Origin of the sequence: Methylocystis sp. (genome assembly GCF_051062815.1) — a bacterium.
Taxonomy (GTDB): Bacteria; Pseudomonadota; Alphaproteobacteria; order Rhizobiales; family Beijerinckiaceae; genus Methylocystis.
In genome coordinates this window covers 13766-28401 of the sequence record NZ_JBPFDU010000050.1, presented here as the reverse complement: position 1 = coordinate 28401, position 14636 = coordinate 13766, and the positions used below count along the sequence as shown (strand labels likewise).

Below are 14636 nucleotides of genomic sequence, written 5' to 3'. Positions count from 1 at the left end.
GCGGGCCAACGGCCGCAAGCGCTCCTACCAATTCGAGCTGTCGATCGCGGAAAGCTCGCTTGCGGAGGGCTATTTCGTCGTGGGCTTCGCCTATCCCGGCGACGAGATCGAGCGCCGCCGTATAGAGGCGGCGGCTCGGGGAGCCGGGCGCGAAGGGGCTCTGATCGAAGACGCTTTCGCCGTCTCTCGCGCTTATGGGGCGCGCAACTGGCGCTTCTCGGCGCAAGGATCGATCGATCTCGAGCCCGAAGCGGTATTCGACGACGGAAAGGAGACGACCTTCCGCTTTGCGGGAAATCGCGAAGTGCCAGCGATTTACCTCATCGCCTCGGACGGCTCCGAGACGCTTGCGCCAAAGGACGTGCGCGGCGAGCTCGTCACCGTCCATGCGACAGCGCTGGAGTTTCGGCTGCGCAAGGGCGGCGACGTTCTCTGCATCTATAACGAAGCTTTCGATCCCGTGGGCGTCAATCCCGGCACGAATACAATGAGTCCCAATGTCGCTCGGCTGCCGAAAGCCCCGACCAGACGGCGATGAAAGGTGAGAAATGACTCAAGCTCAGACCGACGCCCTCCCCGGTGAACGCGGCATTACTCCGGTAGCGGGCTCGAATGAAGCCAGCCGGCGAGCGACGCTCCAGCGTGGCCTCGGGGCCGTGGCGCTGACCGCCTTCGCGGCGTTGATCATCTGGGGAACATGGAAGGGCGAAAGGAAAGCAAATGACCCCGCGCCCAACAAACTCCTGATCCGTCAGGCGGCGACCTTCGAACCGGCGCGGGAGCCGCCGACGCCGAAAGAGCCGGAGGTCACGGGCGCCATTCCGCGCCCCGCCCCTGCGGCGCTGACGCCCTCGCCGACCGATCAGTTGATGGAGAGCGCGCGACGCGCGCCGGTGCTGGCCTACAACCGGCCGCTCCAGGCGCGGGCGACTCACAATCCGCTTACAAACGAATTTGGGTCCTATCCCAACGGGATCGGGGAGCCGCCGCCGCAAAACGAGCTTTTGGACAAACTGCAGCCGACCCCGCTCGAAGGCGTGCGCGCTTCGCGGCTTCCCAACCGCAATCTTCTCGTCGCGCAGGGGACCGCCATTCCTTGCGTTCTCGAAACCGCCATGTCGTCGAACGTTCCCGGCTTCGTTTCCTGCGTCGTCTCACGCGACGTGATGTCGGATTCGGGCAATGTCGTATTGATGGAAAAGGGGACGCAGATCGTCGGCGAATATCGCGCCAATGTCCGGCGCGGCTCGCACCGCTTGTTCGTGCTGTGGACGCGGGCAAAAACCCCTACCGGCGTGATCGTCGCGCTCGCCTCGCCCGGAACCGACGCGCTCGGCCGCGCCGGATTCGATGGCGAGATCGATACGCATTTCTGGCAGCGTTTCGGCGGCGCGCTCTTATTGTCGATCGTCGGCGACGCTGCCGCAATTGGTCGCCAGCAGCTACAAACGAGCGACATTCAGATCGTCAACGCGCCCGGCGCCGCCAATACCGCCGCGGCCGTCGCCGTCCAGCACTCGATCGACATCCCGCCGACGCTGAACAAGAACCAAGGCGAACTCGTCAATGTGTTCGTCGCGCGCGATCTCGATTTCTCCTCCGTCTATCACCTTCGCCGCATCGAGAGGCGTGTCCAGAGATTCGATCCTCCTCCAGCCCCCATCGCCGACCGCGTCATGGTGACCAAGCCGTGAGATCCGCCGGAACCGGCGATCGCGGCGGCGCGCGCCTTGTCCTCGAGCGCTATCTCGAACCGTTGGCGCCCTGTCTCTCGGACGAGCGCCTGACCGAGATCGTTGTCAATCGCCCGGGCGAAGTCTTCGTCGAAGGCCCTTGCGGCTGGGCGCGGCGCGAGGTGTCGGCGCTGACGCAAGAGCACCTTCTGCATCTCGCGACCGCCGCAGCCGCCTTCACCAAACAGGATGTCAGCGCCGAACGCCCGATCGTCTCCACCACGCTTCTCCACGACGAGCGCTGCCAGATCGTCGTCCCGCCCGCCGTCTCCATCGGCACGGTGAGCCTGACGATCCGCAAGCCCGCGGCTCTGACGATGACTCTTCATAACCTCGAAGAGGCGAAGCTCTTCGACGATGTGCGCGCGGCAAGCGACGAGCTTTCCGCCGACGAACATCGCCTGCTCGCCTTGAAGGAAGCGGGCAGATGGCGCGAGTTCCTGGAACTCGCGGTGCTGACCCACCGCAATATCCTCATTTCCGGAGCGACGGGCTCCGGCAAGACGACGCTCTCCAAAGCGCTCATCGCGGCGATCCCCGAGGACGAACGGCTGATCGCCATCGAAGACGCCGCTGAGCTCGTCATCCCGCACCAAAACTGCGTGCGGCTGCTGTACTCCAAAGATGGGCAGGGCCTCGCCAAGGTCGGTCCGCGCGAGCTCCTGGAATCTTGTTTACGGATGCGCCCCGATCGCATTCTGTTGCAGGAGTTGCGCGACGGCACGGCCTTCTTCTATCTGCGCAACGTGAATTCCGGACATCCTGGATCGATCACCACGGTGCACGCTGACAGCGCCCGTCTCGCCTTTGAGCAATTGACCCTTCTCGTGAAAGAGAGCGCGGAAGGCCGCGACCTCCATCGCGACGACATCCGCTCGCTGCTTCTGCTGCTCGTCGACGTCGTCGTGCAAATGCAAAAGCGCGACAGCCGTTACCGCATCACGGAAATCTATTATGATCCACTTCGCAAACGCGAGCACGCCCGTTAAGGCGGCATTTTTTGCGGCGCTCGTCGGCAGCGCTTCGGCGCTCTTCCTCTTCGTCGCTTCGAACGTGCTCCTGCTCGGCCTTCACACCCACGACGGCGGTTTCCATCTTATAGAGATCGTCACCAGCTGGGCGCATTACGGCGCCGATAAACGCCTCGATCGCTGGCTGACGCTTTCAACTCTCGCCGGCCTCGTCGTCTGCTTCGGCGCCCTCGGCGCGATTTTCCGGCCCCGTCCCCTCCCCTTGCACGGCAAGGCGAGCTTCGCCAGCGAACGTGACATCGCGGAGGCGGGCCTGCGTGCGCGGCAAGGCCTGCTGCTCGGACGCAAGGACGGCTCTCTCCTCTGCTTCGGGGGCTCGGAGCATGTTCTCGTCTACGCCCCGACCCGCACCGGCAAGGGCGTCGGCTACGTCATTCCCAATCTCCTCAACTGGTCGGATTCGGTCGTCGTCCTCGACGTAAAAAAGGAGAATTGGGATAAATCGGCGGGCTTTCGCGCCGCGCATGAGCAGGAAGTCCATCTCTTCGATCCCCTCGACGAGAGCGGCCGCACCGCCCGATACAATCCTCTCTCTTATGTGCGCAGCGAGCCGGCGGATCTCTATGATGATCTGCAACGCATCGCCGTCATGCTGTTTCCCTCCGAGAGCCGCGGCGATCCCTTCTGGTTCGAAGCCGCCCGCTCAGCTTTCGTAGCGATCGGCGGCTATGTCGCCGAAACGCCCGGGCTGCCCTTCACCATTGGCGAAATCCTGCGCCAGCTCTCTTCTACCCATGATCTGAAGAAGCATTTCGACAAGATAATAGCGGCGCGCAAATCCGGCCCGTCGCCCCTCTCGCGCCATTGCGTGACCGCGCTCAATGATTTTTTGGCCGCTTCCGAGAACACCTTGAACTCGGTGCGCAAGACCGTGACGGCGCGTTTGGGGCTCTGGCTCAATCCGCGCATCGACGCCGCAACAGCGGAGAATGATTTCGACTTGCGGCTTCTGCGGCAGCGGCCGATGTCGATCTATCTCGGGGTGACGCCCGATAATCTCGACCGCTTGAGCCCGCTCCTCAATCTGTTCTTCCAGCAGGTGGTCGATCTCAACACCCGCGAATTGCCGGAGCAGAACCAAAAGCTCAATCGCAAGCTGCTGTTGCTCTTGGACGAGTTCGCCGCGCTCGGCAACGTCAATGTGCTTGCGAAATCCGTGGCCTTTCTCGCCGGCTTCAACGTGCGTCTGCTCACAGTTATCCAGAGCCCGGCGCAACTGCGCGCAATCTACGGGCCGGATCTCGCGAAGAACTTTATCACCAATCACGCCGTCGAGGTGGTGTTCGCGCCAAAGGAACAGGACGTCGCGAACGAGCTCTCAGAGCGCATCGGCTATGACACCGTGAAGGTCTCAAGCCGAAGCGGACCAAGGGGATTGGCGATGCGGGCGACGAGCGAAACCGTGTCCGAGCAGCGCCGCGCCTTAATGCTGCCCCAGGAATTGAAGCTGCTGCCGAAAACGAAGGCGATCCTGTTGATGGCCGGCGTTCCGCCGGTCATCGCCGACAAGATCGTTTATTTCAAGGACAAGGCCTTTCTCGAACGCGTGCTGCCGGCGCCGGCGCCCGAACTGCCGAAGGGCCGCTCCACGGCCCTCATCGACGCCGAAATCAGGGAGCTTCGCTCTGAAGTCGCGGAGCTACGCGCCGTCTTCCAGACGCGGCCCTTAAGCGATGAAGAAATCGCCGATCCTTCGACGATTCCGACTGACGCCACTTTCGATTTCGGGGACGTCGACGTCAATCTCGAAGGGCTATCTGACGAGGAAATGAAGGCCTGGACTCTGAACTATATTGACAGCCAAGCGATCGAGCCGGCGCGACGGTCGGGGCGCACGTCGAGAGGGGAGCGACATGAGCGACGCGGCTGACGCACAAGGCGACTTTACAATGGAACGCGTCACTGAGGCTGGCGACGATCGCCAAAGCGACGAGCCGCGGGCGGCGCGCGACTCTGAAAAGCGCGATCCCATCCTCGAGGCTGTTAACGACGCGCCGCCTCCCGAAAAATCAGCGCCGACGGCGGAGCACGATTATGGTTTCCCGGATCGCGTCCGGCGCAAATATTATGTGGTCGCCGACCAGCAGGCGAAAGAAGGAGCGGTCCCCGAAGCGCGCGTCTATGCCGACGAGCGCGGCGAATATCTCGCCTTCAAGGCCATGGAAGACCGGCTCACGACGCGGCTCGCCTCCGCGCAAGTGGTCCAGGACATGATCGCGGTCGCGGAACACCGAAACTGGCAGGCCATCCATCTTCGCGGCTCGGCGGAATTCCGGCGCGAGGCCTGGTTAGAGGCAAGCGCGCGTGGAATGGAAGTCACGGGCTATGAGCCGACCGACATCGACCGGCGGGCGTTGGCAAGCAGGCGCGAGGCGCGGGAGCGCGCAAATCGGCGCCCGCCGGAATTGTGGAACCGTTCGAACTTGACCAAGGCGAAGCCCGGCAATCGATTCGAGGCGCGCCGGAACGGCGTCGACCGAGCCCCGCACAACGTCACAGCGATCGACGCCTCCCCCGGCAAGCTGAGCGCCGATCGGCGGCCGATTGCGCACGGCCGTTGGCGGGCGCGGGCGGAAAAATTCCGCGCCGCCGATCGTAAGGCGGCGGCGGGAGACGCGGACCTCGTCGCCGCGCAATCGCAGCTCGCGATCATTGAAAAAGCTCTCGAACGCGCCTTCCCGCGCGACCCGCAAGCGCGTGAAAAAATCCTTGATGCGGCGAGAGAGCGTATCGCTCAGCACCTCGAACAGGGGCGCTCCTTCGAACGGGCGATCGTCAAGGAGCAAGTATCGGAAGACAACAGGTCGCGAACCGACAGGGGCGAGGCTCGGCGAAACCCTGAAGAGGTCCGGGAAAGGAACCGTCAGCGGGAACGCTGATACGCGCCACGCCCGATCTTATTCTTTCGATTTCAGAGAAACGCGCTTCGCCCCACGCGCCGGCTGCAAGCGTTCGATCAGCTCGGCCGGATGGACACGCAAAGCGGAAGCGAGATCGATGAATTCGATGACGTCGAGCCGCCGCTCGCCGCCTTCCACTTTTGCGATGAATGATTGCGGTTTTCGCAGTCTCGCCGCAACCTGCGCCTGGGTTAGCCCGCGCTCCTGTCGCGCCTGAACCAGCAACGCCAAGAACTGGCGGTGGCGAGGCGATCGAAGCGTCTTGGACATCGATGCGGACGGGGCTCGAAGAAAGCGAGCTCGTCCGATAATCCGGTTTTAGAATTATCCCATTTTGGGATATTCGGCTTAAACAGATGGGCGGCTCGAAGCCGTTAAAAGTTTCTTCAGCCGAACTACCTCTAATCATCGAACCATTGGCCTGGGATGAGAGCATGGGCGAGAAGGCTGATCTCGAGAAAAAAGCCATCGAGGCGCTGCAGCGCTATCGCGAGGCATATGCCAAGGCGGAGGCGCTGGAACAGGAAGAGGCGGCCGCGCGCCAGGAAGTCTACAAGCGGCTCAATCGCTTTGAAATCGCGAAGGCCAAGGGCGGGGCTGCGCGCGTGAAACCCGAGGTCAGCGCAGCGGACCAGGAAGCCATTTCCAGGCTGGGTGAAATCCGCACCGCTCTGAGCGAAGCCACCGCGACGCTCGATTCGGCTTTCCGGGCTCTCGCCGCCTTGGATGAGCAGTTGGGCTACATCCCTGGTGTGAGCGCCGCCGGCGAGCTACCCTGACCGACGGCTTGCGGCTGGCCCGCCATGCGGTTAACCAGCCCAACAGGCGATTTGAGACAGGCGGCGCCGTGACTTAACGGAGGACGCAGTCCATCTGACAGGCGGCGTCCTCGATCGCCGGGAAGTGGCAGAACAGGGGCAGGCAGCGATTTCCAAATCGAATGAGAGCGCCTTGCCCTCAGCAATGCGACGGCGGAACTCGACACCGCCTATCATACCCTCGTCGCGCTTGAGGGCGGGACTTGAGGAGTGACGGCCCTCGATTAAGCCAGCAGTCTCAAGAGGTAGATTCGCGGAGCCGGTTAGTTAGGCCGCCTTCGGCCCGTTTATGGTCTCGATCCGATCGAGAGTCTTGCCGAGATTGCGCACCGCGACTTGCACATCATAATCGGTCTGCAGATTGAGCCAAAGCTGCGCCGTCGTATCGAGCGCCTTGGCAAGCCTCAGCGCAGTGTCCGCCGTAATGCCGGTCTGCTCGTTGGCGATCCGCTCAATTCGCGTGCGCGGCAAGCCGCATACCTTAGCAAGAGCGCCCGCCGACATTTCGAGCGGAATGAGGAACTCTTCCCGCAAAACCTCACCGGGATGCATTGGCTTGAGCTTCTTGGTCACCGTCTCGTTCTCTTCTAGTGGTAGTCCACGATTCTAGTGGTAGTCCACGATCTCGACCTCCGCCGGGCCTTCGGCCGTCCAAACAAAGCATAGCCGGAATTGGTCGTTGATGCGGATCGAGTGTTGCCCTTTCCGATCGCCCACAAGCGCTTCAAGCCGGTTGCCCGGCGGCGCCCTCAAGTCTCCGAGATCGCCCGCGGCGTTGAGGTAGCGCAGTTTCCGGCGCGCCGCCTTGACCAAGTCGGCCGGAAAGCCCTTCGGACTCTCGCCGTTGAAGAGGGCTTCAGTCGTCTTGTTCCGGAAGCTCCTGATCACAAACGGTATGTATCATAGAATGATACAGGTGCCAAGCTACACCGTATCAACCAGTGAGGCGGCCTCAATTCGAGGCCGTTCTACTGATCCAGCTCCCTGCCGGCAAGCAGCAGCTTATTTTTCTCGATCGCCATCACGCGGCTTATCGTGCCCTCCAGAATCCTCTTTGCGCTCAGCACCCCTTTGGCGTTGGCGATTTTTGACGAAATCTGCGAGCTCGCGGCTCAGAGCATGCCGCCTTGTTTCGATTGTTGGCATGTCGCGGACGAATTCACGCATCTGCCGCGCGAGCGTTTGATCGGTCGCCTCCCCCGTGCGCTCGAGTTCCGAGGCGTAATCCAGATAGCGCCGACGGATCCCCTCCTGGCGGGATTGGATTTGTTTTTCCCAGGGCCGCTCCGCGCTCTTGCCTTCGACGGCCTCACGCAAGACCTCCTCCCGCGCGCGTCGATCGACATAGGGCGTGATCTCGCGTTTGCGGAGAGCCAGAATGGTCCCGCGGTCCGCCTTCCGTACCTTGCCGCGGGTTCGCCGCGGCGACGCCTCCGCCGCGATCCCCCGCAACCTCAATTCCCCGGCGAACCGCTCGCGCCAGACCTGCAGGTCGGCCTTGCGAGGATTGAGACGTTTGCCGTCGTGGCCGAGCGAGCGAACGGTCAAATGGACGTGAGGATGTTTGTCCTCGAGATGCTGCACGAATACGAAATCGTGATTTTCGCCGAAAGTCTCGATGGCGAAAGCCCGGGCCGCGTCCTTGACGGCGGCGGCATCGGTCCCGGCCGGCATAGATAGAATGACGTTGACCGAAAGCGATCCATCGCGGCGCCGCCTGTTATCGAGAGCCGCGTCGTCCGCCCATCGACTTTGCAGGTCCTTCAACCCTACGCGCCCCACCAACAGCGCGCCCTGTTCCGTCTCGCCGGCGAGCTCGCCGTTGCGGGTAATGTATTCGAAATGCGACTTGAGATGCTCGACACTCTTGGTGCGACCGGTGATTTTCACCATCACTTCCAGCGCTCGTTTGACGATGCGCTCCAACTTGGCGCGCATCGCCGGGGTCAGCCGTCCGGATCGCACGCTATCAGGAATATCCCATTCCGCCGGCCGCGGACGCCGAATGGGCGTTTGCCAGACATAAGAGATCGGGGGCAGTTCCGCGAACAGGTCCGCCTCGCGCAGCGAGCGACGCCGGCTCATCCGCCTGCTCTCCAGTAATCGGCATTGTCCCCAAATATTCTGCGCAGCTCCGTGAGCGCGCTTTCGACAACAGCTTTCGCTTCACGGATTTCAGACAGACCTACTTTCGATGCCCTGCCGTGTTGAACGCCGGCGTTCGCCGCGCGCGCAATCTGGTTGACGTTCGCGCCGATGCGATTGAGCTCGCGCAGGATGGCGCGCAGCGCTTCACGTTCGTCGGCAGAAGGCTGCACCGGCGATCCCAATCGCGCACGCACAAGGGCGACGATCCAGCCGGTCCGCGTCATGCCCCGCCGATGCGCGATCTCGGAGAGCTGGCGCATTTCGCTGTCGCGAAAGCGCAACGTGACCTTCTCAGGCCTGCCGATCGGCAATGGCGCGGCGCCTGGCGCTCGCATGTCGAGCGCGTCAGTGATGAGGCGGCGTAGCAGCGCCGATTTGCCACCCTCGGTTACGGCGAGCGCTGCAAAGCGCGCCGCCACGTCGTCGGGAATGCGGAGCGAGATTAGCGCCATCGGCCGCTGACCCTGTCGCGATGTATTACATCGCTGGCGCAAAGCCTATCCTGCACTAGAATCGCTTCGTAATTCCTCCTACGAAAAGATCGTTTCTCATGAGCTATTGGGCAAGTGAAAGGCAAAACGTGCGGAGCCGAGATTGCGGACATTAACATGGCGCGATCTCTTCGATGCGCAGCTCGGAAACCGGAACTTCCTCTGTCTGACCGGTTTCGAAAAAGCGCACCGACGCGAATCGGGTCCCTTTGTTAGAAGGTTCATCAGTGAGCAAGCGGCCTGTGCGATCGCCGTGCTGCACCAGGATCGAAACAGCGGATTTGCTTCTGCGTTGCTCGTGTGGACTGCGCGCACGTGCAGAAGTTTGGTGGCGCTCGTTCTGAACAGACCGCGGAATATTCGGTCTTGAGCTCTCGATGACTGGAGCGGTGCTCGGAATATCGCCGGACGCACTCAGAGCGGACGTGAACGACGGATCACGCAGCTCGTGCGCGATGCGCCGCGCTTGAGCATCGGTGAAGCTTTCCTGTGTCGAGCAGACCAGTTCGATCGCTTCGGGTTGCGCGCGCCAAGCCTGGTAGAGCTCATAGACGGCGCGAATGGAGCAGGTGTGGAGCTTCCCTTGAAGAAAGCCCGGCATTTTCGGAATGGCGGCGAAACGTGAAACCCAGTCCCTCGGCTTGCCGAGCTTGCGGGCGATATCAGCCTGCTTCTCCCCTGCTTCGAGTCTCGCCATGATGAAATTAGCGATTTCAGCAGTGGCAAGATCGTTACGCTGAATGTTTTCGATGATCTGCGCATAGCGATCGGGCGCACATCCCTCTTGGACGATGGCGGGCACTGAGTCGAGGCCGGCGAGTCGCGCCGCCCGATACCTGCGCGCGCCCATGATGATGAAGTAACGCCCCGAGACCTCGCCAGGCCGCACCACGATCGGCTGCAGTATTCCCACTAGTCGAATGGAGTCCGCGAGCTGGGCAAGTTCATCTTCGTTGAAGACGCGCCGTGGCTGGTCGCGATCTTCATCGATCTGGGAGAGCGGGATGAGCAGCGGGCGGCCCTCGATGCCTGCGTTCCGCACAGCGGCATCGACGAGGTCCTTGAAGCTGAGGTCGAGAGCCATCCGATCCCCCCTCAGCCGGCGCGTTCGACGATATTGGCCAACACTGCCCGAATCTCGCGGCCGGCTTCCTGCGCCGAACGCCGCTTCAATGTCCATACTGGCGCTCGTTCGGCGACCGCTTCCGCGTAGCCGTCGCGCGCCACGACGTGGCCAGGGAAGACATATTTGCCCGCGTCCCGGAGCAGTTGCTCGAGATGCGCCCGCTGACGTGGCGACTTGCTGTTAAAGAGAGATGGCAACAGGCCGAGAAACGTCGCATCGGACCGTCCATATCGTTTTTGAACGCCAACGAAGGTTTGCAGCAGTCCCTTTACGCCCTTGACCGAGTAGTCCTCGAGATAGATCGGAGAGAGCACGTGAGTGGCGGCAACAAGCGCCGCTACGCTGCGCAGCCCGAGAGAAGGAGGCGTATCGATGACGCATACGTCGAAATGCTCGTTCGCCGCGGCGAGGTTTTGTCCCAGCGTCGGGATTGCAGCTGCGTCGCCACGATCGACGTCGGTCAAGGAGGTGTCGGCTGGAGCGAGAGTGAGGCCTTCGATTCCGCTGGGAGCAATAGGCGCCGCAGGCCGGAATAAGTCCGCTGCGGAGGCGTTCCCTGCATGACGGGCGAGAGTGTCGGTCGCGTTCGCTTGAGCATCTAGGTCGAGGATCAAGACGCGGCGACCGGCTTCCGCCAGATACCAGGCCAGATGCACCGCGAGCGTCGTCTTGCCGACGCCGCCCTTCTGGTTATTGATCACAATCGTCTTCATGCGGCTGGTCGCCTTCAGAACAGAACGCCTGTAGGGGGTGCGGCCGTAACCGTGGTTTGCACCACGGCGCCGACTTCCTGCGACCAATGACGCGACTCGCGATTGGAGTCGCCCTGTCACAATGGACAGGGTGAGGAAGCCAGAACCGATGACGCCTCGTTTGCGCGATGAGTGCGGCAGCCACGTTTTCTGTAGAGATTCACCGGTGGGAAATTATTCCGGAGATAATGATCGGCTTGGTTAGCGGCGCGCCGCGCGACGTGCTTCAGTGCCCTTCAACGTGGTGCAAACCACGATCCGATATTGCTGCTTCACGACGGGCGCAACGAAACGCTTCGTTGCCGCCTGGTCGAAGCGGTGGTGCAAACCACGGTGTTCTCGAAAGTCTCGGTTCGCCCTTTTTACGGCATGCGCGTGACAGCCGTAACGGGCGCGGCAGACGCGCCGACGACATGGCGCGCTTCTGTTACGGCACCGGATGCAGAGAGCGGCGGCCACTGCTTGAGAAATAAGTCGCCGCGATACTCTCCGTCGATAGGGCGCCACACCACAACAAAAAAGCTGCCAGCGATCTGCTGGCGTCGTAAATGCGAAATAGGCGCAAGAGACGGGGCGGCGCATGGCCGCCCCGTGCAAGGGTCACTTGCGCTTCGTGGCCTTCTTCGGCTCCTCGGTCGCCGCATCAGCCTCATCCTTGTCGGACTTGTCCGTCTTGGCGGAGGCGAGGATCGAGAAGTCCTCGCAGTTTAGGTCGACGGTGTAGACCTTGTCGCCGTCCTTCTCGAAGCTGCCTTGCTTCAGCGTGCCGCGCGCAACCACCAGATCGCCGGGCTTCGCATAGTCGCGGACATATTTGCGGGCGCTCTCGCTCCAGATCGTGATTTCGTTCCAATAGGGCTTGTCCTTCGTCTCGCCGTTGCGGTCTTTGAAGGCGTAGTTGGCGCAGATCGAAACGCGCGTCGTCTGCCCAACTTCACGAACCTTGCCGATGCGGCCGAGGATCTGGAATTCCGCGAAGGTTTTCATCTTGCTCTCCATTGTTGGAACGCCAGCCCCGGTTGCGATGGCTGTCCGTGATGGCCGCGAAGGCGACGCCAGAACCGAAGCGCCGAAAGGCGCGAGGCCGGAGCAGAGCGGAGGACCCGAAGCCACGGCAATTTTGGTGCGCGAGGAATTGGCGCGCAGCGCCAAGGGGGAAATTGTCGCGGCCGCAGGGTTTTGGGCGGCGACTGCGGCCATAGGACGAAACGCCATGCAACCGGAGGCGGATGCTCACAATTGAGAGCGACGGAATAAGATGCAGCGAATTCGGCGTCGGAACGGCGGGTTCCGCGAGCGTCGGCGAGCGAGCGCTTCGATTTCAACGCAGCCGGCTTTCCCGAGACCGCAAGGCGAAGAGAATGGCAGCGCTTTCAGAAAACGAAGTCATCTGTGCGCCGACCGCAGACAAAGTCACCTGCGAGAAACCGCCTGATCACTGTGGCGCGGCGTCGCCGGCCATTCTCGGCGAGCTTCACGTCCAATTCCTCAAGGCCGAGGTCGTCGCGGTTCAGCATGCGCAGGCGTAAGGCAAGCGGCTCGCACCAAAAAAGAAAGACGGCCCATGAGCAGGGTGCCGCATGAACTGGAGCAAGGAAAGATTTACCGCCGCCGCCGCCTCATGACGGAGGTTGCCGTCGGCATTGGCAGTTAACGCCCACAGGGTTCAACGGCTGCCGGCCGCGCATCGAAGAGAGCGTCGATGACCGCGCATTCAGGCACCCGGTCCCCACTGCATTGAGCCGCCATGTCCTCCATCACTCTTTCGAGCCGCTTCAAGTCGGCGATCTTACGCTGGATCTCCGCGAGGTGATCCAGCGTAAGCTCACGAACTTGCGCGCAGGTGTAAGCGTGTCCATCCACGAGGCGAAGCAGGCCGCGAATTTCGTAGAGGCTGAAGCCAAGTTGCCGGCTGCGCCGCACGAAGCTCAAGCGCTTGAGATGGTCGGCGCCGTAGACGCGGTATCCGTTCGCGCTGCGATCGGGCGCCGGCATGACGCCGATCTTCTCGTAATAGCGGACCGTCTCGATGTTGACGCCGCTCTTTTTCGCCAAGTCGCCAATCGAGAACCTCTCCCTCGTTTTCACAGCCCGCCCTCACGGAAAAAAATCCTCTTGACCCTGTAGCGGCTACAGGCCCTACAGTCTGATTACTCCGGCCGGACGGCGCTGGCAAGCAACACGATGGAGGGGGCGACGGTGTGTGACGGCGAAGGTCCTGGTCTCATCCAGATGGCGTGACGCCGATCGGCTTAGCGGTGACGGCAGGGAGTGCCGTTCTGCTTTTCCTTTCCGTGCGCTGGGTTCGCATCGAATGAGGCGGGCGCGCCGAATCCGACAGCTCTTCGGGAAAGAAACGAGGAAAACCTCCATGTCCGAACAGATAATGGCCCACAAAATAGCGTCCGACCGATCAGCATCCGGCGAACCGGCGGCGAACCGGGCATCCGGCCGCAAGGCGCTGGCCGCCGGCGGCGTCGCCGCCATCCTCGCCTCGGCCTGCTGCCTTGGGCCACTGGTGCTGGTGAGCCTCGGTTTCAGCGGCGCCTGGCTCGGCAATTTTAAGGTGTTCGAACCATTCCGGCCGCTGTTCCTCAGCGCCGGGTTCGTTGCGCTGTTCTTCGCCTGGCGCCGAATCTATCGCCCCGCCGTGGCCTGCAAACCGGGAGAGGCCTGCGCCGCGCCGCAGGTGAGATCAGCCTACAAGGCGATCTTCTGGGGCGTCGCCGCGCTGATCGGAGCGGCGACCGTATTCCCTTACGTGCTTCCGCTCTTCTACTGAAAAGGAACCGTCATGAAAAAACTCGCCGCGATGATCGCTTTGGCCGCCGTTTTCAGCGCGCCGGCCTGGGCCACCACTAAAACTGTCACGCTGTCCGTGTCCGGGATGACCTGCGCCGCCTGCCCGATCACGGTCAAGAAGGCGTTGAGCAAGGTCGATGGCGTGGAAGCAGCCGAGGTGAGCTACGAGAAGAAGGAAGCGGTGGTCACCTACGACGACGCGAAAACAAACGTCGAAGCGCTCACCAAGGCGACCGAAGGGGCCGGTTATCCGTCCGACGTCAAGAAGTGACGCATGGACAACCGGACGTTACTCAAGACCGGCATCGTCGGCACGGCGGTCGCCGCAGTGTGCTGCACAACGCCGATTTTCGTGATCCTGCTTAGCGCCTTGGGTCTGTCCGCGTGGGCTGGATGGCTGGACTACGTGTTGTTGCCGGCGCTCTTCGTTTTTGTTGGCGTCACGATCTATGCGCTGCGCCGCCGGTGCGCGGAAGTAGCCGGCTGCGATGTTGGCGCGGGCCAGAAACGGAAGAGGTGAGATGAACCCCGCCGAGAAGGCGTTGCTCGCTACTCCCGTCGGCCGTGAGCAGAAGGCGTTTACGCCAAAAGAACGAAAGAAAGACCAGCGTTGACGCGCTTTTCGAAACGCCAGAAGGGACGTCATCCCTCCGAGATGAGGAAATCAGCCATGGACCAACGGACCTCGTTCAGGACAACGGTCGCCGGCTCGTTGGCGATCGCGGCCAGCTACGCCACGCCGATTCTGGCTAGCTTGCGTAACGCCCTCGGACAGCGGCGCGCTCCCGCGCGGGATGCCGCGTGCTGCGGGGGCCACGCCGCGCGCGAGCCAACG

19 protein-coding genes are annotated in these 14636 nt (G+C 62.3%); 10 read left to right on the top strand and 9 right to left on the bottom strand.

The window, feature by feature from the left end:
• The 5 genes from ACR65W_RS07940 to ACR65W_RS07920 all read left to right on the top strand — a co-directional run.
• Positions 1-538, top strand: a 538-nt coding sequence (locus ACR65W_RS07940) for a TrbG/VirB9 family P-type conjugative transfer protein (protein WP_434499428.1), incomplete at its 5' end; no start/stop codon positions are given.
• A gap of 10 nt (positions 539-548) precedes the next feature.
• Positions 549-1694: a type IV secretion system protein VirB10 gene (gene virB10 / locus ACR65W_RS07935; RefSeq protein ID WP_434499427.1), complete on the top strand. Its 1146-nt coding sequence runs from the start codon at positions 549-551 to the stop codon at positions 1692-1694.
• On the top strand, positions 1691-2722 hold the full coding sequence (virB11, locus tag ACR65W_RS07930; protein WP_434502501.1) for a P-type DNA transfer ATPase VirB11: 1032 nt from the start codon (positions 1691-1693) through the stop codon (positions 2720-2722). The genes virB10 and virB11 overlap by 4 nt, the downstream gene beginning before the upstream one ends.
• Positions 2688-4634 carry a type IV secretory system conjugative DNA transfer family protein gene (locus ACR65W_RS07925; RefSeq protein ID WP_434499545.1) on the top strand — a complete coding sequence of 649 codons (1947 nt, stop codon included), beginning with the start codon at positions 2688-2690 and terminating at the stop codon, positions 4632-4634. Before virB11 ends, ACR65W_RS07925 begins: the two co-directional genes overlap by 35 nt.
• Before the next feature lie 19 nt (positions 4635-4653).
• Positions 4654-5643: an LPD7 domain-containing protein gene (locus tag ACR65W_RS07920; protein ID WP_434499546.1), complete on the top strand. Its 990-nt coding sequence runs from the start codon at positions 4654-4656 to the stop codon at positions 5641-5643.
• An 18-nt stretch (positions 5644-5661) separates the two neighbouring features.
• On the opposite strand, the gene ACR65W_RS07915 is transcribed toward ACR65W_RS07920, so the two are convergent.
• Positions 5662-5934 (bottom strand): helix-turn-helix domain-containing protein, encoded by a 273-nt coding sequence (locus tag ACR65W_RS07915; protein WP_434499547.1) that lies wholly within the window; start codon positions 5932-5934, stop codon positions 5662-5664.
• A 164-nt stretch (positions 5935-6098) separates the two neighbouring features.
• Here ACR65W_RS07915 and ACR65W_RS07910 point away from each other — a divergent pair, with 164 nt between their 5' ends.
• On the top strand, positions 6099-6443 hold the full coding sequence (locus ACR65W_RS07910; RefSeq protein ID WP_434499548.1) for a hypothetical protein: 345 nt from the start codon (positions 6099-6101) through the stop codon (positions 6441-6443).
• 306 nt (positions 6444-6749) lie between these two features.
• Here the strand turns inward: ACR65W_RS07910 and ACR65W_RS07905 are convergent, their stop codons facing one another.
• The 7 genes from ACR65W_RS07905 to ACR65W_RS07875 form a co-directional block, all read right to left on the bottom strand.
• The gene (locus ACR65W_RS07905; RefSeq protein WP_256036514.1) at positions 6750-7055 is read right to left on the bottom strand and encodes a HigA family addiction module antitoxin; all 306 of its coding nucleotides are present in this window, start codon (positions 7053-7055) and stop codon (positions 6750-6752) included.
• A gap of 33 nt (positions 7056-7088) precedes the next feature.
• Entirely contained in the window at positions 7089-7370 is a 282-nt protein-coding gene (locus ACR65W_RS07900; protein WP_434499549.1) for a type II toxin-antitoxin system RelE/ParE family toxin, read from the bottom strand.
• A 114-nt stretch (positions 7371-7484) separates the two neighbouring features.
• Positions 7485-8567, bottom strand: coding sequence for a relaxase/mobilization nuclease domain-containing protein (locus ACR65W_RS07895; RefSeq protein ID WP_434499550.1), 1083 nt, complete (start codon positions 8565-8567; stop codon positions 7485-7487).
• Positions 8564-9082 carry a plasmid mobilization protein gene (locus ACR65W_RS07890; protein ID WP_434499551.1) on the bottom strand — a complete coding sequence of 173 codons (519 nt, stop codon included), beginning with the start codon at positions 9080-9082 and terminating at the stop codon, positions 8564-8566. The genes ACR65W_RS07895 and ACR65W_RS07890 overlap by 4 nt, the downstream gene beginning before the upstream one ends.
• A gap of 151 nt (positions 9083-9233) precedes the next feature.
• Complete coding sequence (locus tag ACR65W_RS07885; protein WP_434502499.1) at positions 9234-10205, bottom strand: ParB/RepB/Spo0J family partition protein; 972 nt, start codon at positions 10203-10205, stop codon at positions 9234-9236.
• Positions 10206-10216: 11 nt separating this feature from the next.
• Positions 10217-10960 carry a ParA family protein gene (locus tag ACR65W_RS07880; RefSeq protein WP_434499553.1) on the bottom strand — a complete coding sequence of 248 codons (744 nt, stop codon included), beginning with the start codon at positions 10958-10960 and terminating at the stop codon, positions 10217-10219.
• Positions 10961-11599: 639 nt separating this feature from the next.
• Positions 11600-11986, bottom strand: a complete 387-nt coding sequence (locus ACR65W_RS07875; protein WP_434499554.1) for a single-stranded DNA-binding protein — start codon at positions 11984-11986, stop codon at positions 11600-11602.
• A 374-nt stretch (positions 11987-12360) separates the two neighbouring features.
• Between ACR65W_RS07875 and ACR65W_RS07870 the strand changes: the two genes are divergently transcribed.
• Complete coding sequence (locus tag ACR65W_RS07870; protein WP_434499555.1) at positions 12361-12528, top strand: hypothetical protein; 168 nt, start codon at positions 12361-12363, stop codon at positions 12526-12528.
• 121 nt (positions 12529-12649) lie between these two features.
• On the opposite strand, the gene ACR65W_RS07865 is transcribed toward ACR65W_RS07870, so the two are convergent.
• On the bottom strand, positions 12650-13087 hold the full coding sequence (locus tag ACR65W_RS07865) for a MerR family transcriptional regulator (RefSeq protein WP_434499556.1): 438 nt from the start codon (positions 13085-13087) through the stop codon (positions 12650-12652).
• Between the two features lie 283 nt (positions 13088-13370).
• Here ACR65W_RS07865 and merT point away from each other — a divergent pair, with 283 nt between their 5' ends.
• The 3 genes from merT to merF are packed head-to-tail and all read left to right on the top strand — an operon-like array spanning position 13371 to position 14321.
• Positions 13371-13781, top strand: a complete 411-nt coding sequence (merT, locus tag ACR65W_RS07860) for a mercuric ion transporter MerT (protein ID WP_434499557.1) — start codon at positions 13371-13373, stop codon at positions 13779-13781.
• 12 nt (positions 13782-13793) lie between these two features.
• Positions 13794-14072, top strand: a complete 279-nt coding sequence (gene merP / locus ACR65W_RS07855) for a mercury resistance system periplasmic binding protein MerP (protein ID WP_434499558.1) — start codon at positions 13794-13796, stop codon at positions 14070-14072.
• Between the two features lie 3 nt (positions 14073-14075).
• Entirely contained in the window at positions 14076-14321 is a 246-nt protein-coding gene (merF, locus tag ACR65W_RS07850; protein WP_434499559.1) for a mercury resistance system transport protein MerF, read from the top strand.
• Positions 14322-14636: the final 315 nt, after the last annotated feature.